This window comes from Paenibacillus sp. F024 (assembly GCF_057814255.1).
In genome coordinates, this window is sequence record NZ_JBVASZ010000002.1 from 260,452 (window position 1) to 279,057 (window position 18,606).

The 18,606-nt window shown below is 49.3% G+C and carries 17 protein-coding genes; 16 read left to right on the forward strand and 1 reads right to left on the reverse strand.

All coding sequences use genetic code 11. From position 1 onward, the window contains the following. Positions 1 to 3: 3 nt before the first annotated feature. The 11 genes from ACZYR9_RS05085 to ACZYR9_RS05135 all read left to right on the forward strand — a co-directional run bounded on the left by ACZYR9_RS05085 (position 4) and on the right by ACZYR9_RS05135 (position 11,248). Positions 4 to 1,176 (forward strand): Gfo/Idh/MocA family protein, encoded by a 1,173-nt coding sequence (locus tag ACZYR9_RS05085; RefSeq protein WP_488977376.1) that lies wholly within the window; start codon positions 4 to 6, stop codon positions 1,174 to 1,176. Then, positions 1,163 to 2,395 carry a carbohydrate kinase family protein gene (locus tag ACZYR9_RS05090; RefSeq protein WP_488977377.1) on the forward strand — a complete coding sequence of 411 codons (1,233 nt, stop codon included), beginning with the start codon at positions 1,163 to 1,165 and terminating at the stop codon, positions 2,393 to 2,395. The genes ACZYR9_RS05085 and ACZYR9_RS05090 overlap by 14 nt, the downstream gene beginning before the upstream one ends. 27 nt (positions 2,396 to 2,422) lie before the next feature. Further along, complete coding sequence (locus ACZYR9_RS05095; protein ID WP_488977378.1) at positions 2,423 to 3,619, forward strand: hypothetical protein; 1,197 nt, start codon at positions 2,423 to 2,425, stop codon at positions 3,617 to 3,619. Between the two features lie 21 nt (positions 3,620 to 3,640). Next, a complete protein-coding gene (locus ACZYR9_RS05100) occupies positions 3,641 to 4,585 on the forward strand; it encodes a sugar phosphate isomerase/epimerase family protein (protein WP_488977379.1) in 945 nt (314 codons plus the stop codon). A 53-nt stretch (positions 4,586 to 4,638) separates the two neighbouring features. Further along, a complete protein-coding gene (gene araD, locus ACZYR9_RS05105) occupies positions 4,639 to 5,328 on the forward strand; it encodes an L-ribulose-5-phosphate 4-epimerase (protein ID WP_488977380.1) in 690 nt (229 codons plus the stop codon). A 26-nt stretch (positions 5,329 to 5,354) separates the two neighbouring features. Beyond that, positions 5,355 to 7,022 (forward strand): ribulokinase, encoded by a 1,668-nt coding sequence (locus tag ACZYR9_RS05110; RefSeq protein ID WP_488977381.1) that lies wholly within the window; start codon positions 5,355 to 5,357, stop codon positions 7,020 to 7,022. Positions 7,023 to 7,453: 431 nt separating this feature from the next. Beyond that, complete coding sequence (locus tag ACZYR9_RS05115; protein ID WP_488977382.1) at positions 7,454 to 8,716, forward strand: L-lactate MFS transporter; 1,263 nt, start codon at positions 7,454 to 7,456, stop codon at positions 8,714 to 8,716. Between the two features lie 258 nt (positions 8,717 to 8,974). Then, positions 8,975 to 9,175 carry a hypothetical protein gene (locus tag ACZYR9_RS05120; RefSeq protein WP_488977383.1) on the forward strand — a complete coding sequence of 67 codons (201 nt, stop codon included), beginning with the start codon at positions 8,975 to 8,977 and terminating at the stop codon, positions 9,173 to 9,175. Positions 9,176 to 9,358: 183 nt separating this feature from the next. Next, on the forward strand, positions 9,359 to 9,520 hold the full coding sequence (locus ACZYR9_RS05125) for a hypothetical protein (protein WP_488977384.1): 162 nt from the start codon (positions 9,359 to 9,361) through the stop codon (positions 9,518 to 9,520). 62 nt (positions 9,521 to 9,582) lie between these two features. Next, the gene (aceA, locus tag ACZYR9_RS05130) at positions 9,583 to 10,863 is read left to right on the forward strand and encodes an isocitrate lyase (protein WP_488977385.1); all 1,281 of its coding nucleotides are present in this window, start codon (positions 9,583 to 9,585) and stop codon (positions 10,861 to 10,863) included. 136 nt (positions 10,864 to 10,999) lie between these two features. Next, positions 11,000 to 11,248, forward strand: a complete 249-nt coding sequence (locus tag ACZYR9_RS05135) for a KGG domain-containing protein (protein ID WP_488977386.1) — start codon at positions 11,000 to 11,002, stop codon at positions 11,246 to 11,248. A gap of 191 nt (positions 11,249 to 11,439) precedes the next feature. Here the strand turns inward: ACZYR9_RS05135 and ACZYR9_RS05140 are convergent, their stop codons facing one another. Then, positions 11,440 to 11,868, reverse strand: coding sequence for a hypothetical protein (locus tag ACZYR9_RS05140; RefSeq protein ID WP_488977387.1), 429 nt, complete (start codon positions 11,866 to 11,868; stop codon positions 11,440 to 11,442). 249 nt (positions 11,869 to 12,117) lie between these two features. Between ACZYR9_RS05140 and ACZYR9_RS05145 the strand changes: the two genes are divergently transcribed. From ACZYR9_RS05145 to ACZYR9_RS05165, 5 genes are all read left to right on the forward strand, one after another. Then, the gene (locus tag ACZYR9_RS05145; RefSeq protein ID WP_488977388.1) at positions 12,118 to 13,449 is read left to right on the forward strand and encodes a DRTGG domain-containing protein; all 1,332 of its coding nucleotides are present in this window, start codon (positions 12,118 to 12,120) and stop codon (positions 13,447 to 13,449) included. Between the two features lie 157 nt (positions 13,450 to 13,606). Beyond that, on the forward strand, positions 13,607 to 15,214 hold the full coding sequence (locus ACZYR9_RS05150) for a LytS/YhcK type 5TM receptor domain-containing protein (protein ID WP_488977389.1): 1,608 nt from the start codon (positions 13,607 to 13,609) through the stop codon (positions 15,212 to 15,214). A 3-nt stretch (positions 15,215 to 15,217) separates the two neighbouring features. Beyond that, positions 15,218 to 15,952 carry a LytR/AlgR family response regulator transcription factor gene (locus tag ACZYR9_RS05155; protein ID WP_488977390.1) on the forward strand — a complete coding sequence of 245 codons (735 nt, stop codon included), beginning with the start codon at positions 15,218 to 15,220 and terminating at the stop codon, positions 15,950 to 15,952. A gap of 200 nt (positions 15,953 to 16,152) precedes the next feature. Further along, positions 16,153 to 18,213, forward strand: a complete 2,061-nt coding sequence (locus ACZYR9_RS05160; protein WP_488977407.1) for a carbon starvation CstA family protein — start codon at positions 16,153 to 16,155, stop codon at positions 18,211 to 18,213. A 5-nt stretch (positions 18,214 to 18,218) separates the two neighbouring features. After that, complete coding sequence (locus tag ACZYR9_RS05165; RefSeq protein ID WP_488977391.1) at positions 18,219 to 18,413, forward strand: CstA-like transporter-associated (seleno)protein; 195 nt, start codon at positions 18,219 to 18,221, stop codon at positions 18,411 to 18,413. The last annotated feature ends 193 nt before the right edge of the window (positions 18,414 to 18,606 follow it).

The window sequence follows — 18,606 nt, forward strand, 5'->3', positions numbered from 1 at the left end:
TTCATGGCCAAGCAAGTTATCCGCTTTGGGGTTATCGGTTGCGGTTTAATGGGCAAAGAATTCGCGAGTGCCGTTTCCCGCTGGTGTCACTTGCAAGATGTGAATTTTAAACCCATCATTACCGCAGTTTGCGATGCCAATGCAGAAGCTTTCGTATGGTTTGTGAATCATGTGTCTACGGTCAAGAAGGCGACGACGGATTATCGTGAATTACTGGATGATCCCGGGATTGATGCGATCTACTGCGCCGTACCTCATCATCTGCACGCTCAGATGTATGTCGATATTATCCGTGCCGGCAAGCATTTGCTCGGAGAGAAGCCTTTTGGCATCGATATGGAGGCCAATCGCTTCATTCTGGATGAGGTAGCTAAACACCCGGATGTGTTGGTTCGGTGTTCATCGGAATTTCCATTTTATCCGGGGGCCTATCGGATCGGACAATGGATTCAAGAGGAAAGGTTCGGGAGCATCATCGAAGTGGAAGCCGGATTTTGGCATAGCAGCGATCTCGATCCGAACAAACCGATCAACTGGAAGCGCCGAACGGCAACAAACGGCGAATATGGCTGCATGGGTGACTTAGGAATGCACGTCATGCATATGCCGCTCCGCTTCGGTTGGCAGCCTGCGAATGTCAGAGCGCTGCTGTCAAAGGTAGTTAAGGAGCGTCCCGACTCGAAGGGGCAAATGGTGCCTTGCGAAACGTGGGACAATGCCATTTTGTCCTGTGAGGTCAAGACGGAGAACCAGCACTTTCCGATGCAGCTCTCCACGAAAAGAATTGCGCCCGGCCACGCGAACACCTGGTTTATCCGGATCATCGGGACGGCCTGTTCTGCCGAGTATTCCACCCGGCAGCCTAAACGCTTGGCTTGGCTCCCGTATATACCGGGAGGCGAACAGGCCTGGCATGTCGTCGATACACCGTATCAATCCGCTTATGCAACCATTACGGGAGGTATTTTCGAATTCGGCTTTTCCGATTCGATTTTACAAATGTGGGCGGCCTTCTGCGATGAAATCGTTAACGGCTCTTCGATGCAGCAGCCTTTTCACTGTGCGACGCCGGCGGAAGCATTTCTCAGCCATGAGGTGTTTACTGCAGCTTTGAAATCCGAGCGTCAAGGTGAAACGATAAACCTGAGCTGGAGGGATTCCATTGCTTGCCGTTGATGGAGGCGTCATTGTAGCCGGGCATATCTGTCTTGATGTCATCCCGGATCTGGGACCGGGCGTGCTTTCCCAGGTGCTTGAACCCGGCTGTCTGGTCAATGTAGGAAAAGCTGTAACCACAACAGGGGGTTGTGTTTCCAATACGGGAATCGCGCTGCATAAGCTCGGAGTTCCCACGCGTCTGATGGGGAAAGTGGGCGACGATTTGTTCGGAAGAGGCATTTTGGATGCTCTTCGACAACACGGTGCTGGTCTGGCCGACAGCATGATCATCAGCGAAGGCGCCCAAACCTCCTACAGCATTGTCATCAGTCCTGAGGGATCGGACCGTATTTTTCTTCACCATTCGGGCGCCAACGATACGTTTGCGGCATCGGATATAGATCATGGCTTATTGGCTTCCGCCCGGTTGTTTCATTTTGGTTACCCCCCTCTGATGAAAAATATGTATAGGAGGGAGGGGAAGGAATTGGCGGCCATGCTGGCGGGCATCAAAGAGCATGGGCTGACCGTTTCAATGGATATGTCCAGACCCGATCCCCATTCTGAAGCAGGTAACGTACAGTGGGGGGAAGTTCTCGCTAAAACACTTCCATATGTTGATATATTTATGCCGAGTATGGAAGAAATCATGTGGATGCTGCGCCGGAAGCAGATGGAAGAGTGGAGCGTAACCGGATGTGGATGGGAAGCCCATATCCATGGGGATTTACTGCGTGAATTGTCAGGGGAGCTGCTGGACATGGGCGCGGCCGTGGTCGGAATGAAATTGGGAGATCAAGGTCTTTATGTGCGAACCACCGGTGATCTCGCAAGATTGACTAATATCGGCAAATGTAAACTAACCGATCCCGAACAATGGATAGACAGGGAGATTTTGGCCCCATGCTTTCAGGTTGCGGTGAAAGGCACGACGGGAGCGGGGGACTGCACGATTGCCGGCTTCCTGAGCGGATTGATTTGCATGCAATCCCTGGAAAAGGCGATGACTACGGCAGTGGGAGTAGGAGCCTGCAATGTAGAGGCTGTGGATGCGACAAGCGGTATTCCTGGGCTGTATGAGGTTCTTCTTCGCATATCCAAAGGTTGGGAGCGGCTTCCTGTCGCGATTTCTCTCCCTGCATGGTACTGGGACCAAACGGCTAGTTTATGGAGAAGTCCAAAGGATAAGAGAAGCAATATCCATGACGGCATACCTGAAGATCAGGTGAAAAGATGAATAAATGAAAAGAGGAGGCTTGTTCAATTGACGAAAAAAAACACGTTCATACGTGACACGTTTGATAAAGGCGAAGGAATCCTTCGATTGATTCCTAATTTCGTACCGCGCCGATTTGCTCAGGCGGGGCGCCGTTTGCGGCTTCATCCCGATGATTATTACGCTTTGGGAACCAAGCGAGGCTCGATCAAGGAACGGTGGTTCTCCTCTGTCATTGCTGCCATGAACGGACCGCTCGCGCCGCCGGATGAAGGAATGAGCTACGTAGCCGCATCGGAAGAGTCTAAACAAAAATTTTTGTTCAAGGAAGCAGTTGAAGTGCTAGGAGCGGACATTATCGGTCAAACGTTGTTTGACCAGTATGGGACTTGGCCGATGTACTCCAAGTTTTTCGATTTTGAGACGCCGTTGTTTCATCACCTGCACTTGACCGACCATGCAGCCAGTCAGGTAGGTAGAATGGGAAAGCCGGAGGCTTATTACTTCCCTCCTCAATTAAACAACCATCCCGGGCAATTTCCCGTTACCTATTTCGGTTATGACCCGGATGTTACAAAGGAGCAGGTAAGAGATCGATTGTTGAACTATGAATCCGGGGACAATCGAATTACCGAATTGTCGCGAGCATACCGTATTGAGCTTGGTACCGGCTGGTATACCCCACCGGGAGTTGTACACGCGCCTGGATCGTATTTGACCTATGAACCGCAGTGGAACAGCGACGTCAACTCCGTACATGAGAATATCGTGTCGGGCGAAGTGTACCCTTATGAATTTCTGGTGGAGAATTGCCCGGAAGACAAAAAAAAGGACATCGACTATATTTTCGGCCTACTGGATTGGGAGAAAAATGTGGATCCGCACTATAAGAAACATTATTTCCGTCCACCGATCATTTGTTCGGAGTCCGAAGCCCACATCGAAAAATGGATTACCTATGGAAACGAATATTTCGGAGCGAAGGAACTGACGATCATGCCGGGACAGAGCGTTGTGGTCAAAGACGGTGCGGCCTACGGATGCATTATGATCCAGGGGCACGGCAAATTCGGAGTTTATGATGCGGAAGCCGCCATCATGCTGCGGTTCGGCCAATGGAGTGCCGACGAATTTTTTGTCAGTGAGGCGGCGGCTCAAAAAGGGGTTACCATTACCAATCACAGCCGTCATGAACCGATCGTATTGCTCAAGCATTTTGGACCGAACCATCCGGAAATGCCCTAAATCGGAAAGGAGATCATATGAATGAAACTGCAAAACTATGAAATGAAAAATGAAAAAATCAAATCCGCCTTTCTGGAGTTGAAGAAGAACCATCCGGATAAAATGAAACGCCGGCTGAACCTGTCATGGAGCAACTGGGGTTTTGGCATGGAATCGCTGGAGGAGACGGCTGCGCGTTTACACGAGGCGGGGATTGAATATATTGAACTGCACGGGAATCACTACGGTCCTGATTTGGGTTATAAGACCAACGAAACGCTGGACATTTTAGGTACTTATAATATTAAAGTAGGCGGGGTTTGCGGGATGTTTTCTGCTGATTGCGACATGGCCAGCAACCGGTCCGTTCATCGGCAGGCGGCCATTGATTACATTAAACGTGAACTGGAATTTACGGCCGCGGTCGGCGGACAGTATTTGTTGGTCGTCCCGGGTGCCGTCGGACGGCCTCATGCTTATGACGACACTGAATTTGAACGCAGCGTAGAGACTTTATTGATTACGGCCGATTTGTTTACGAAGCATTCGATTAAAGGCGCGATTGAGCCGATCCGCTCGGCTGAAGTTTCTTTGGTACATACGATCGCCGATGCCAAAAAATATATTGAAGCCGTCAATCATCCGGGCATTCGCCATATCAATGCCGACGTCTATCACATGCAGTCTGAAGAACGTCATATCGGTGAGGCACTGTTGGATGCAGGCGAAATGCTGGTGAATTTACACATGGCGGACAGTAACCGGATGGCGCTGGGTGAAGGAGCGCTGGATTTGGATACCATCATTATGGCTCTTTATCTGTTGGAGTACAACCGCGAGGGCCGTTATGTATCTCCGGAACCTCTCGGCCCCGGCGGAGACCCGTATCCGGCGATGTACGGTAAACCGGACAAGGACATATTGGATCACTTGGTCACACAAACAGCAGCCTATTTTCGCGAAAGGGAAGAGGCACTGCTCGGATAATAGGGCAAGACTGAAACCGGAGGCACTTTTTATTCGGAAAGGTGGGATTTCGTATGCTGCAGGAGCTTAAAGAAATGGTGTTGGAAGCCAATTTGCAATTGCCGAAGGCCGGTCTGGTTACAATGACATGGGGCAATGCAAGCGGAATCGACCGCGATGAGGGTTTATTGGTAATCAAGCCCAGCGGTGTACCCTATGAGGAATTAAAGCTTAATGATTTAGTGGTGCTGGATCTCGAGGGGAATGTAGTGGAAGGCCGGTTGCAGCCTTCCTCGGATATGCCGACGCATTTGGCTCTTTATCAAGCGTTTTCGGACATAGGCGGTGTGGTGCATACCCATTCTCCGTGGGCTACGATCTGGGCTCAAGCTGGAAAAAATATCCCGGCGCTGGGCACGACACATGCCGATTATTTCTACGGGGACATCCCTTGCGCACGGCCTATGACGAAAGCGGAGATACAAGGCGATTATGAGCTCGAAACGGGAAATGTCATTATTGAAACCTTTCGGCATATGGACCCGATGCAGGTTCCCGGCGTACTGGTACATTGTCATGCGCCATTCAGTTGGGGAGCGGACCCGTTAAAAGCGGTTTACCATGCGGTTGTGATAGAAGAAGTGGCGAAGATGGCATATCATACCTTTAGTCTAAACCCTCGGAGCGCCTCAATGGATCAAGTACTGCTGGACAGGCATTTTTTAAGAAAACACGGGGCGAATGCATACTATGGACAGCATTGACGAAAACGCTACGGGAGGGTTAAAGCATGAGTGAAAAATATGCGATTGGTGTGGATTACGGTACCGAATCCGGACGTGCGGTGCTTGTGGATTTGTCTAATGGAACGGAAGTGTCGGAACATGTGACGATTTACCCGCACGGTGTGATTGACGAGCGTCTTCCCTATTCCGGACTTCCATTGGAGAACGACTGGGCGCTCCAGCACCCTGGAGATTATATCGAAGTATTGAAGCGATCGATACCCGCTGTCATGAGGGAATCTGGAGTTCATCCGGCTGATGTCGTCGGAATTGGCATTGATTTTACCGCATGTACAATGCTTCCGGTGGACGTGGACGGCGAGCCGTTGTGCTTTCATCCGGAGCTTCGGAACGATCCGCACAGCTGGGTAAAGCTATGGAAGCATCATGCCGCTCAGGATGAAGCAAACCGGATCAACGACATCGCGGCGAAGCGGGGGGAGGCGTTTCTTACACGCTATGGGGGAAAGATTTCGTCTGAATGGATGATCGCAAAAATTTGGCAAATCTTGAATGAATCCCCCGACATGTTTGAACGAACGGACCGGTTTCTTGAGGCGACGGACTGGGTGGTTTCTCAAATGACTGGGAATATCGTTAGAAACAGCTGTACGGCGGGATATAAATCGATCTGGCATAAACAGGATGGTTATCCGAGCTCCGAATTTTTCAAAGCGCTTGATCCAAGGCTGGAGAGCTTGACCGAGACGAAGCTGCGAGGGGAAATTGCTCCTCTAGGAACGAAGGCCGGAGAATTAACCGTGCAAATGGCAAAGCTGATGGGACTAATGCCGGGCACGGCCGTTGCCGTAGGAAATGTCGATGCCCACGCGGCCGTACCGGGTGTTGGTGTTGTTACACCCGGTACATTGGTCATGGCTATGGGGACATCCATCTGCCATATGCTGCTTGGTTCGGAGGAGAAACAAGTGGAAGGGATGTGCGGAGTCGTCGAGGACGGCATTATTCCCGGATATTTTGGGTATGAAGCGGGTCAATCGGCTGTTGGAGATATTTTTGCGTGGTATGTGGACGAAGCGGTTCCAGCCTATGTAAAAGAGGCGGCAGAAAAAGAGGGGGTCAGCGTTCATGTTTGGTTGGAGCAGCGCGCTTCCGCTTACAAACCGGGACAAACTGGCCTGTTGGCGCTTGATTGGTGGAACGGAAATCGTTCTACTCTGGTAGACGCTGATCTAACAGGCCTGCTGATGGGATGCACATTGTTAACGAAGCCGGAGGAGATTTACCGTACTCTGCTGGAGGCGACGGCATTTGGAACCCGAAAGATTGTGGACGCCTTTCATGAACACGGCGTGAAGGTAAAAGAATTGTATGCATGCGGAGGACTGCCGCAAAAAAATCGGCTTTTGATGCAAATTTATGCGGATGTCACGAACCGGGTGATTAAAATCGCGGATTCCAAGCAGACACCTGCTTTAGGGGCCGCCATGTTCGGTGCGGTTGCAGCCGGTTCGGTAAAGGGCGGGTACGACTCGATTGTGGAAGCGGCACAAAAGATGGCGCGGGTCAAAGAAGAAGTGTTTCGGCCGATTGCCGACCATGCAGCCGTCTATGATCAGCTGTATAAGGAATACTCCAGGCTCTACGATTATTTCGGTCGTGGAGAGAACAACGTGATGAAACGATTAAAATCGATCAAGGATGGAGCTTAAATGAGAAGGGCGGGTAACTTAATACCTGCTCTTTTTTAGATACATTGCTTTATTTTCTTATCATGATGTAACCGGGTCTCATTTAGGAAGTATTTGATGGATTCACAATAAAATAAATCTATTGCCATGAATGCGGTTGCATGATAGACTAGGAAGCGTAATATTTGTCGAATTTGTTAACGCGATGATTAACGAGAATATGAATGATGTACAACATTTTCCGGAATAGCTTGATTGGTTAACAGCGACCCCTGTTCAACGTTAAGCCGTCCACGGAAACATATCTAATCATAAGCTGGTTTTAACGTAGCGCTCCTGCGGTTATACTAGCGTCACAATTCCTGTCTAATGCTCATGCCATTCAAGGACAGGTGTTTGTGATGCTTTTTATTTTTACATCTCAGAGAAATTAAAAGAAAAGGGTGTAGTGTATGGGGAAAATTAAAAATCGTTGGTTAATTGCGGCATCGGCCGTAGGGATCCACATTTCCATCGGATCCGTCTATGCGTGGAGCAACTTTACCAATCCGCTGATCCAACAGTTCGGCTGGACAGCAAGTCAAGTACAGTTTACATTTAGCTTGGCCATATTGTTTTTAGGATTATCAGCCGCTTTCATGGGTCATTTTGTGGAGAAACACGGACCCCGTAAGGCCGGTTTGGTTGCCGCCACCTTTTTTGGTATAGGCACCTTCGGTTCCGGTTTTGCGGTGAATATGGAATCGCTCAACCTGTTGTACCTGTTTTATGGCGTTCTCGGCGGTATTGGCTTGGGCGTTGGCTATATTGCGCCTGTATCCACGTTGGTTAAGTGGTTCCCGGATCGCCGGGGCTTGGCTACCGGTCTGGCCATTATGGGATTCGGATTTGCGGCTGCGATCAGCAGTCCGATTATGAACTCCTTAATTCAATCGTTGGGAACAGCCATGACGTTTTATATCCTGGGTGCCGCCTATTTTATCGTCATGCTGGTGTCCTCCTTGTACCTTGAGAAGCCGCCTGCCAACTGGATGCCGGCAGGATTTCAGCAGAAAATGGAAGCTTCGAAGTCTCGTTATACCGATCTCTCGCAGCTTACCGCCAATGAATCGATTAAGACCTCCCGTTTTTATTATTTGTGGCTTATGCTGTTCATTAACGTGACATGCGGAATCGCCATTCTGTCCGCGGCTAAGCCGCTTGCCCAGGAGAGCATCGGGCTGACAGCGGGGGAAGCGGCAGCTCTGGTTGGAATTCTGGGTCTTTTTAATGGTTTTGGACGTATCGGTTGGGCATCGATCTCAGACTACATCGGCCGTCCTAACACGTACACGACGTTTTTCGTTTTGCAGATCATCCTGTTTGCACTGCTGCCTCATACCACAGGAGCTCTATTATTCCAAATCATGCTGGCTGTCATCTATACCTGCTATGGCGGAGGCTTTGCCTCAATTCCTGCGTATATCGGCGATTTGTTCGGAACCAAGCAGTTCGGAGCGATCCATGGGTATATTTTAACGGCTTGGGCAGCAGCCGGTTTGGCGGGTCCAATGTTTGCCGCATGGATGAAGGATACGACAGGAAGCTATGCGAACAGCTTGACCTTTTTTGCCGGCTTGTTCGTTGTCGCACTCATTGTTTCTCTCTTGATTCGCAGAGACATCCGTAAATTGAGGGAGCAAGCGGCTTTGAATCAAGCGCGTCAAGCTTCTTAAGGAAGAGCAGAACGAACTGATTTTTAATTATCATATTTTTAAAAAAAGAGACAAGCCGTCCGGTGGTTGATTGCCGGACGGCTTTTTTGTTATGTAATAATCATGATGACACCTGTATTATTGATACAGCTTTCTTATTGTTATATAAAAAATATAATAAATACTTTTCTGTTGCATATATATAGATACTGTTATATAATAAATAAAAAATTATCGATACTGTAATATTATAAAAACCATTTGAAGGGAGCGGTAGCAATGAATAGTACAGCCTTGTCCATGGAGTTTAAAACACGAGAGATTCGGAAATTGCGTGTATTTCAATCCGAAAAAAAAGAAACAAGAACAACAGCGGGCACTGAACACAATGAGCTTGGAGAAACCGTTTTTTATGAGTTATCCCCGGTACACATGGCTTTGTATTATGCAGCATTCGATCCGGATACGGATGGTCAATAAAAGAACTTATACTACAGATTAAAGTCCGCCAATCCACAGGCGGACTTTTTTATGTCTTCATTTAAATATTATATAACAGAAAAAAATAACAAAAACAGTATTGAACAATTTTAATTTATGTGTTATAAAATATATATAAATTAAACAACTGTACTATAACAAATCAAAAGGAGCTGAATTACAATGGATTGTCCGACGTGTTGCGGAACAGGAGAACTGGAAGGGATAAGCTTCAGTGATGAGAAACAGCATACGCAAGAAGAGCCGCATTTAGGGGAGAGGGCGTCCTGGCCGTACGCTTGTCCGATGTGCGGAGGCAGCGGATATCTAGAGGAAGCCTTGTAACGCCGATTTTTGCAAGATTCGAAACCGTTTACTTTATTCCAAATAAGGGAGAGTTGATTCAGATGAGTAACAGACAACTTCAACAGGAGCAATTACAGTCGAGCTGGAATTCAAAGCGATTTGAAGGAGTTACGCGGCCGTATACCGCAGAGGATGTGATTCGTCTTCGGGGTTCCGTACGAATTGAGCATACGTTGGCCGCTCGTGGAGCCAAGAAGCTGTGGGAGCTGGTCAATACGGAAGATTTCGTTCCGGCACTTGGAGCATTAACCGGAAATCAAGCCGTTCAACAAGCGAAGGCTGGACTTAAGGCCGTTTATCTAAGCGGTTGGCAGGTAGCAGCCGATGCGAATTTATCAGGTCATATGTATCCCGATCAAAGTCTGTACCCGGCCAACAGTGTTCCTCAGGTCGTGAAACGGATTAATCAAGCGCTGCAGCGGGCAGATCAAATCCAGCACTCCGAGGGCAATGGAAATATCGATTTCTTCTTGCCGATCGTGGCCGATGCGGAAGCCGGCTTCGGAGGACCACTGAACGTTTTCGAATTAATGAAAGGGATGATCGAAGCGGGAGCGGCGGCTGTACATTTTGAAGACCAGCTTTCCTCCGAAAAGAAATGCGGCCACTTAGGCGGGAAGGTACTGCTGCCGACACAGCAAGCGGTTCGCAACTTAATCGCTGCCAGGCTTGCTGCCGATGTCATGGGAGTGGAGACGCTCCTGATTGCAAGAACGGATGCGAATGCCGCCCGATTGATCACAAGCGACATTGATGAGAACGACCGACCCTTCCTTACAGGTGAGCGTTCTCCCGAGGGCTTCTTCTATGTCAATGACGGGCTGGATCAAGCGATTTCCCGCGGTCTTGCTTATGCTCCATACGCGGATATGATCTGGTGTGAGACATCCGAACCGAATCTTGAGGAGGCACGGCGGTTCGCAGAAGCTATCCATGCCAAATTTCCGGGGAAATTGCTTGCTTATAACTGCTCCCCATCCTTCAACTGGAAGAAAAAATTGGATGAGGAAACCACGGCTAAATTCCAGCAGGAGCTTGGGAAAATGGGCTATAAGTTCCAATTCGTTACCTTGGCAGGGTTCCATGCGCTGAATCACAGTATGTTTGAGCTGGCTTACGACTACAAAGACCGCGGCATGGCTGCGTACTCCGAGTTCCAGCAGCTTGAATTTGCCAGCGAGTCCAAAGGCTATGAAGCGACACGTCATCAGCGCGAGGTAGGTACGGGATACTTCGACGAAGTATCGCAGGTGATTGCGGGCGGAACCTCCTCCACTACGGCCCTGACAGGCTCGACCGAGGAAGAGCAATTCACTCATTAAGTGTAAAGCTAAAGCACCCTTCCTGCAGCGAATTCATTTGTCTCGGTGTGCTTACCGGAAATAAAAGATGATTCATTTATTGGCATAAGGGTAAATAAGACATGCACCACTAAAACCCAATAAGGAGTGATTCAGAATGGCACAAAACAACCGTGATGGGAAAATGAGCCGCGAAGAAGCACGTAAGGGTGGAGAAGAGACTTCCAGAACCCATGACCGCGAGTTCTATCAGGAAATCGGGCAAAAGGGAGGGGAGTCTCGGGGTGATCAAGGCAGAAACCGGGATTCTAACCGGGGAGATGACGGGGATGACGAGAAAATGAGCCGGGAGGAAGCGGGACGTAAGGGCGGCGAATCCCGTTCGCGAAACCGCGATCGCTCCTAAAGATAGCATGATGAGGGAGAACTTGACCGCAAAGGCGGCCTGTCATCCCTAAGACGATCGTATGGGGCCTTGGCTTGCAAGGAGCCGATACTCTCCAAACGAACGAATGAAAAAAGTTGAACAGCGAACATAAGAATAAGGTCAGGCCGTTCCTCACGGAACGCCTGACCTTATGGCATGGATAAGAAACTTCAAGCAATATCGTCCCTAAGCTCCTCCCTATACGCCGCCAGCGATTCGTCAATGATCGTCTGCATGAAGACGGGGTCAAAGTCAGGCAGCGCCGCCTCCGCATAACGCCATGCATTCACTTCGATCCTCAAGGCGATCTGCGCTTGCTCCCGCCGGGTCGGAGCTTCATCAAGCCGCAGAGACAGGGAGGCCAGCTCCCTATCTTCCGCATGACCCAGCTCATGAGCGCAGACCACCACCGCATACTCCTCCAGCCGATCCAGTGAGCCGAAGAGCCGTAAACACTGCCGGGCGATCGGATCTTTATATATCGTAACCTCGTGCGCCGCCATCCGGTATTTCCCGCCTACCATCCGGCCGCCGGGAAAATCGTTCTCGATAACCACCTCGGCCTGGCTGTCCGTCCGCTGCTTCAGGAGGCGTACCACCCGCTCAAAAAGTTCGTCTTCTATTGCCGTTCACCTGTCCTTTGAGAAGGTTCTCGTTGCTTACTACATTAATATACGAACGATATTGCTTGGATGTTGCGTTTTTTTTGTGATTTTTGAATAATGCAGGGAGAGGCAACCCTATTTTCATCGAACCAGGTCTTGATAAATTTGGAGGTGCTGTTTTTTTTCATTGAGCTATTATATAATTGGTTAAATATTATATAACGGTTCAGCGAGGTGCGGATAATGAGCTTGGACAACTCGGAACTCAATACGAAGCATGAACAAATAACCAAATACATTGAGTCTTTAAGCGTAGGCACGAAGCTGTCCGTTCGTAAAATCGCTCAAGAGCTGGAAGTCAGCGAAGGAACCGCATACCGGGCTATCAAGGAAGCGGAAAATACCGGCCTGGTCAGCACCAAACGGCGAATCGGTACGATCCGGGTAGAAAAAAAAGAAGAGCAGCAAATCGATAAGCTTACCTTTTCGGAAATCGTCAAGGTGGTGGAAGGCGTAGTGCTTGGCGGGTCCGCGGGAATCCATAAGACATTGAACAAATTTGTCATCGGCGCCATGCAGCTTGAAGCGATGCTGAAATACATTGAACCGGGAAATCTTCTTATCGTCGGAAATCGTGTACAGGCTCATATGTGTGCGCTTAGCCAAGGCTCCGGCGTTTTGATTACGGGAGGCTTTGATACAACCCCTGAGGTGAAGAAGCTTGCAGACGAGCTGGAGCTGCCGATCATCGGAAGCAGCTATGATACGTTTACCGTTGCGGCCATGATTAACCGGGCCATTGAGGATCGATTAATCAAGAAGCAGATCTTGATCGTAGAAGACATTATTCGAAAGGATACACCGGTATACTCCTTAATGGCGACCAATACGGTTAAGGATATGGAAAAGCTGGTTGAGCAAACGTCACATACCCGCTATCCCGTGGTGGATGAAGAACGGAAGCCGATCGGCATCATTACAACCAAAGACATCATCGGCGCCAAACCTGACCAGCCGATCGTAGAATTGATGACGTTGAATCCGCTGGTGATCAGTACCAAGACGTCTGTAGCGTCTGCAGGTCATACGATGGTGTGGGAGGGCATCGAGCTGCTTCCGGTCATTGATCAGGATCGGAAGATGATTGGGGTCATCAGCCGCAAGGATGTCATGAAAGCGATGCAATATATGCAAAAGCAGCCTCAAAATGCGGAAACCTTTGAAGTTCAAATCAGTGCCGGATTTGAAGAGCTGCGGAATGCGGAAGGAAAGCTTTATTTTAGAGGCGCGGTGACGCCCCAAATGACCAATTACGAGGGAATGGTGTCGGAAGGGGTTCTGACGACCCTGATGATTCGGGCCGCCTACCGTACGGTTCAGGAGCGTAAAAAGGGAGACTTGATCATAGACAGCTCCTCCAGTTATTTTCTCGTGGCATTACAAATCGACGATGTGATCGAAATCGTTCCTACGATTATCGAATTAAGCCGAAGATTTTGCAAGCTCGATTTGGAAGTCATGTGTAACGGCGTTCGGGTGGCGAGATCTATGGTAACGGCACGAATATTGCAATAACAGCTGATATGGAGGACCGTTCCCGTGATAAACATTGGCTTTGGCGCCGCGGCGCACATTAGCCAATGTTTTTTAGATGGATTGGGGACCAGGCTAAGAGTGCCGGGGCTGCTATATTAAACTTAAGAGATGAAGTTGTTCGAAGGTGCGTGAACCTATGCTGCAGTTATCCGTCGATATGCTGGAACGCGTTGGATTCTTGATCGCGTTGGCCTTTGTTTTCTCACGCAGCCGCTGGATGAGAAGCTATATGAATTATCAGGGGGACAAGTCCTACCAGTGGCGGTTCCTTCTTTTTTTTAGCGTCTACGCGATTCTTGGCACGTATTCCGGTGTAAGCGTTTCAAATTATACATATCAGCCTGCTCCGTGGATCGGCGAGGTGAGCCCGACGGCAGCCATAGCGAATTCCCGGACCGTTGGAGTGGTCATTGCCGGTTTGCTTGGCGGGGTGAAAAGCGGCCTGGTCGTCGGAGCGGTCGCCGGATTGCACAGGTACAGTCTGGGCGGGTTTGTAGCGGTAGCCTGTATGATTGCCCCGATTCTTCAAGGGATTTTGGCCGGTCTTTGCCGGAATGCGCTCAAAAGACGCTTCCGCAAGTTTTCATCGATGCAGCTTGCGTTCACCGTCGGTTTTTTTGCCGAAGCTCTGCAAATGGCGCTGATTCTCATACTGGCCAAGCCATGGAATGAAGCTGTAGGCTTGGTATCGCTGATCGGCTTTCCTCAAGTATTCGCTAACAGCGTAGGCGTCGCTCTATATTTTGCATTGTATAACACTTTGGTTCGCGAAGAAGAACGAGTCGGCATGGAGCATGCCCATAAAGCTTTGCAAATCGCCGACATGACGATGCCGCTGTGGCGGTTGGAATTCGATAAAGCGGTTCGCGAAATCGCCAAGGTGCTCAACGAGGAGACCAAAGCTGTCGGTGTGTTTTTCAGCAAAAACGGCTTGGATTGGGTAGCGGAGGGAAGAAAAACCGGATTTTGGATCGATTTGTATATTGAAATCCAAAATAAAAAGCCGATCGGCCAATTTCGTTTGTTTTTCGAGCGTTTAGATCAGGAAGACCACCCTTCCCGGAGGCGAATGCTGGCCTCTCTGGCCGGGCTGCTATCCCAGCAGTATGCCTTTGTTGAAACCCAGAGGCAGGCACAGCTGCTTGCAGACGCGGAAATCCGTTCTCTGCAGGCCCAGATGAATCCGCATTTTCTTTTTAACGTGCTCAATACGGTAAAATCGTTTATCCGAACGAAGCCGGAGGAGGCCCGTCAGATGGTCATGCACTTGTCCCGGTTTTTGCGCAAAAACATGAGCAACGGCAATCAAAGACTGGTTCCGATCCGCGATGAGCTTGAGCTGGTCATGTCCTACCTGAACTTGATCAAAGCGAGACTAGGGGATCAAATGGAATTTTTCACCGATATCGATGAACGTGCTTTGGATCGTCAGATTCCTCCTTTTACGATTCAGCCTCTTGTCGAGAATGCGATCGTGCATGGAATAGCGGGCGCCGGCAGACCCGGGGTGATTCGGGTTTTTGTCAAGGAGGAGCAGGACGGAGAGGAGCTTCATACGAGGATTTCCATTGAAGATAACGGGGTAGGCATGAAAGTAGCGGAATTACATCATCATGAGGAGCACGCGGGCATGGCATTGCGCAATATCGAGCAGCGTCTTAGTTATCATTATGGACAGGAACGACCTCTTGAAATTGACAGCAAGCCGGGAGAAGGCACAAAGATCAGCTTTTGGGTGAGGTGAAGAATGATGGGTTGGCATATTGTGATTGCTGACGACGAGGCTCCGGCAAGGGAGGAGCTTGTCTATTTATTGGAACAGATCGATAGTGTGGAAAAGGTGACGCAGGCCAACTGCGGAATGGATGCGATCAAAAAGGTAAAAGAGCATGCTCCGGATGTCCTTTTTCTGGATATGAACATGCCGGATCTCAACGGGCTTCAAGTGGCCGAAATTGTCGGCGAGATGAATCCGCAGATGAAGATCGTCTTTTCCACCGCTTATGATCAATATGCGGTCGATGCATTCAAGCTGAGGGCTTTTCACTATATACTCAAGCCATATGATGAAGAAGATTTGAACATGGTTTTCCGGGAGCTTGGAAAAAAACGCATGGAGAACGTTTCGTCGGGCCCGGCAGCCCCTGCGCCCTTGAAACTGGCCCTTGAAGTGGAGGAAGGCATCAAGTATGTATCTCCTAAAGATATTGTATTTATCAGCAAAGAAGGAAAATATGTACAGGTTCACATTCAGGATAGGGCCTATGGGGTCTCCTATACGTTGTCGGAGCTGGAGCAAAAGCTGGAGCCGTTCGGCTTCTTCCGCTGCCACAAAAGCTTTCTTGTGAATCTGGGGTTCATTGTCGAGCTGAAAACGTGGGTTAACGGCGCTTATGATTTGCTGATGGATGATGCGAACCGGAGCAGTATACCAGTCAGCAGAAACTATGTGAAAGCCTTACGTTTGAAGCTGGAAATCTGACATCATGCATCGGTAATTTCACATGTTGCGTTCCAGGCGTTTCGCACAAATTCCAAACGGTTTATACTGATTGCAAGCGCTGTCAGATATAAATCATTTGGGGTATCTCATGGGGACAAAAGGCCGATACAGCATGGCTCCTTTGCATCTCCTATGATGATTGTGCGCAAAAAGAAAACGCTTACCGGGAGTGTGACATGATGAAAAACAAATTCGTTTCGTATGTGGTATGGGCGGTTATTGCGCTCTTAGGGGCGGCAGGCTTTGCCATGATTGCGCTTGCGAACGGCGAGAGCATCTCGGCGGCTTGGTTGATCATAGCCGCGATCTGTACCTATGCGTTTGGCTACCGGTTTTACAGCCGGTTTATCGCAAGGAAAATTTATGAATTAAACGACGATCGGGCGACCCCTGCTCACGTCCACAATGATGGCAAAGACTTCGTTCCAACGAATAAATACGTTCTCTTTGGCCACCATTTTGCGGCCATTGCCGGGGCGGGACCGCTGGTTGGGCCGATCTTGGCCGCCCAAATGGGATATTTGCCAAGTATTTTGTGGATTATCATCGGGGCGGTTCTTGCCGGATGTGTGCAAGATTTTGTAACGCTTGTCGGTTCCATGCGCAGAGACGGGAAATCGCTCGGTCAAATGGCCAAAGACGAGGTGGGCAAATTCGCCGGAACGTTGGCCTCCATCGCAACGCTGGCGATCCTGATCATTATCGTCGCGGTGCTTGGGCTTGTTGTCGTCAAGGCGCTGGCAGAGTCCCCATGGGGAATGTTTACGATTGTGATGACGATGCCGATCGCCATATTTATGGGCTTTTACATGCGCTTTATCCGGCCGGGTAAAGTGATTGAAGGATCGATTATCGGGTTTGTTTTATTGATGGTCGCATTGTGGGCGGGGCAGTATGTAGCGCAAAGCGCAACGCTGGCCAAAATGTTTACCTTCACGGCTCCGCAAATCGCCATCATGATGGTGGTGTACGGATTGATTGCATCGATTTTACCGGTTTGGGTGCTCCTTGCACCGCGTGATTATTTGAGCTCCTTCTTGAAAATCGGCGTCATTATTTTGCTTGCCGGGGGGATCCTGATTACGCTGCCGGAGCTGCAGATGCCTGCGGTAACCAAGTTTATCGACGGATCCGGTCCTGTTTTTTCCGGTAATTTATTCCCGTTCTTATTTATTACCATTGCTTGCGGAGCCGTATCAGGATTCCATTCCCTGATTTCGTCGGGTACAACCCCGAAGCTGATCGAAAGAGAAAGCCACGCGCCTTTTATCGGGTATGCCGGCATGGCTGCCGAGTCGTTCGTTGCCGTAATGGCATTAATCGCAGCTTGCGCCTTAGAGCCGGGCATTTATTTCGCAATGAACTCTTCACCGGCTGTCATCGGTACGGATGCGGCGGCAGCGGCGGCCAAAATCTCGTCATGGGGCTTCACGGTTACACCGGAGCAAATTACGAATACCGCAAAAGAAATCGGTGAGCATACCATTCTTTCGCGAACGGGTGGAGCGCCGACGCTTGCCGTAGGAATGGCCGAGATCTTTTCCACGTTCCTGGCCGGCGCCAAAGCGTTCTGGTATCATTTTGCGATTTTGTTTGAAGCCGTGTTTATTTTGACGGCCGTTGATGCCGGGACCCGGGTAGGCCGGTTTATGCTGCAGGATTTGGTCGGCAACTTCTATAAGCCCTTCGCGCAAACTCAAGTATTCAAATACAATGTTGTCGCTTCTGTTATTGTCTGCGCGGCTTGGGGATATTTCTTGTATCAAGGAGCCATCGATCCTTTCGGGGGCATCAACTCCTTATGGGCTTTATTCGGTATCGCGAATCAGATGCTGGCGGCCATCGCTTTGGCTGTAGCGGCAACGATTATGATTAAAATGGGCAAGGCCCGTTACGCTTGGGTCGGGATCGTTCCGTTTGTTTTCCTGTCCGTGACGACATTGACCGCGGGATTCCAAAAAGTGTTCTCCGAAAAGGCGAACATCGGATTTTTGGCGGCTGCCAAAAAATATCAAGAGGGAATTGACAGCGGCCAAGTGATTGCTCCGGCCAAAAATATGGATGTCATGCAGCAAATTGTGACGAACAACTATGTAGATGCCATTCTCACCATCTTCTTCGGTATCGTGGTCATTCTGATGATTATCGAGTCTTTGCGGGTATGGTACAAAATTTTGGTTCAAAAGCAAGAGATCAAGCTGCAGGAAGCGCCGTTTGTCAAATCTACATTCGGAGCGTGATAACGATGGTGAAAATTACAAGGTTTGCGAACAAAGCCAAAGCAACGATTAAGGTTATTTTCAACATTCCCGATTATGAAAAGTATGTAAAGCATCAGCAGTCCTGCCATCCGGATCAAACGCTCTTGACGGAGAAGGAGTTCTACATGCTGTCCTTAAAAGAACGCTACGAAAGCGGTAAAGTCAATCGCTGTTGTTAAATTAAACAGTAAGAAGCGGAAGCAGTACGGTGTATTAAGCCGTGCTGCTTTTTTGTTTTTTCTATGTAGGGCTTGCTGAACGAATCAAAAGTCCGACAGCCACAAGGGTTTAGGACCTCTTTTGTCGAATTCAAGTGCAAGGAAAACAGGGACTTACCCGCGAAAAACCTTGCACATGGAGGCGTCCGAATTG

Bases quoted from the DNA above. Each gene is read 5' to 3' on its own strand.
- ACZYR9_RS05085 (WP_488977376.1), top strand. From the start codon at position 4: ATGGCCAAGCAAGTTATCCGCTTTGGGGTTATCGGTTGCGGTTTAATG.
- ACZYR9_RS05100 (WP_488977379.1), top strand. From the start codon at position 3,641: ATGAAACTGCAAAACTATGAAATGAAAAATGAAAAAATCAAATCCGCC.
- araD (WP_488977380.1), top strand. From the start codon at position 4,639: ATGCTGCAGGAGCTTAAAGAAATGGTGTTGGAAGCCAATTTGCAATTG.
- ACZYR9_RS05110 (WP_488977381.1), top strand. From the start codon at position 5,355: ATGAGTGAAAAATATGCGATTGGTGTGGATTACGGTACCGAATCCGGA.
- ACZYR9_RS05115 (WP_488977382.1), top strand. From the start codon at position 7,454: ATGGGGAAAATTAAAAATCGTTGGTTAATTGCGGCATCGGCCGTAGGG.
- ACZYR9_RS05120 (WP_488977383.1), top strand. From the start codon at position 8,975: ATGAATAGTACAGCCTTGTCCATGGAGTTTAAAACACGAGAGATTCGG.
- ACZYR9_RS05125 (WP_488977384.1), top strand. From the start codon at position 9,359: ATGGATTGTCCGACGTGTTGCGGAACAGGAGAACTGGAAGGGATAAGC.
- aceA (WP_488977385.1), top strand. From the start codon at position 9,583: ATGAGTAACAGACAACTTCAACAGGAGCAATTACAGTCGAGCTGGAAT.
- ACZYR9_RS05135 (WP_488977386.1), top strand. From the start codon at position 11,000: ATGGCACAAAACAACCGTGATGGGAAAATGAGCCGCGAAGAAGCACGT.
- ACZYR9_RS05145 (WP_488977388.1), top strand. From the start codon at position 12,118: ATGAGCTTGGACAACTCGGAACTCAATACGAAGCATGAACAAATAACC.
- ACZYR9_RS05150 (WP_488977389.1), top strand. From the start codon at position 13,607: ATGCTGCAGTTATCCGTCGATATGCTGGAACGCGTTGGATTCTTGATC.
- ACZYR9_RS05155 (WP_488977390.1), top strand. From the start codon at position 15,218: ATGATGGGTTGGCATATTGTGATTGCTGACGACGAGGCTCCGGCAAGG.
- ACZYR9_RS05160 (WP_488977407.1), top strand. From the start codon at position 16,153: ATGAAAAACAAATTCGTTTCGTATGTGGTATGGGCGGTTATTGCGCTC.
- ACZYR9_RS05165 (WP_488977391.1), top strand. From the start codon at position 18,219: ATGGTGAAAATTACAAGGTTTGCGAACAAAGCCAAAGCAACGATTAAG.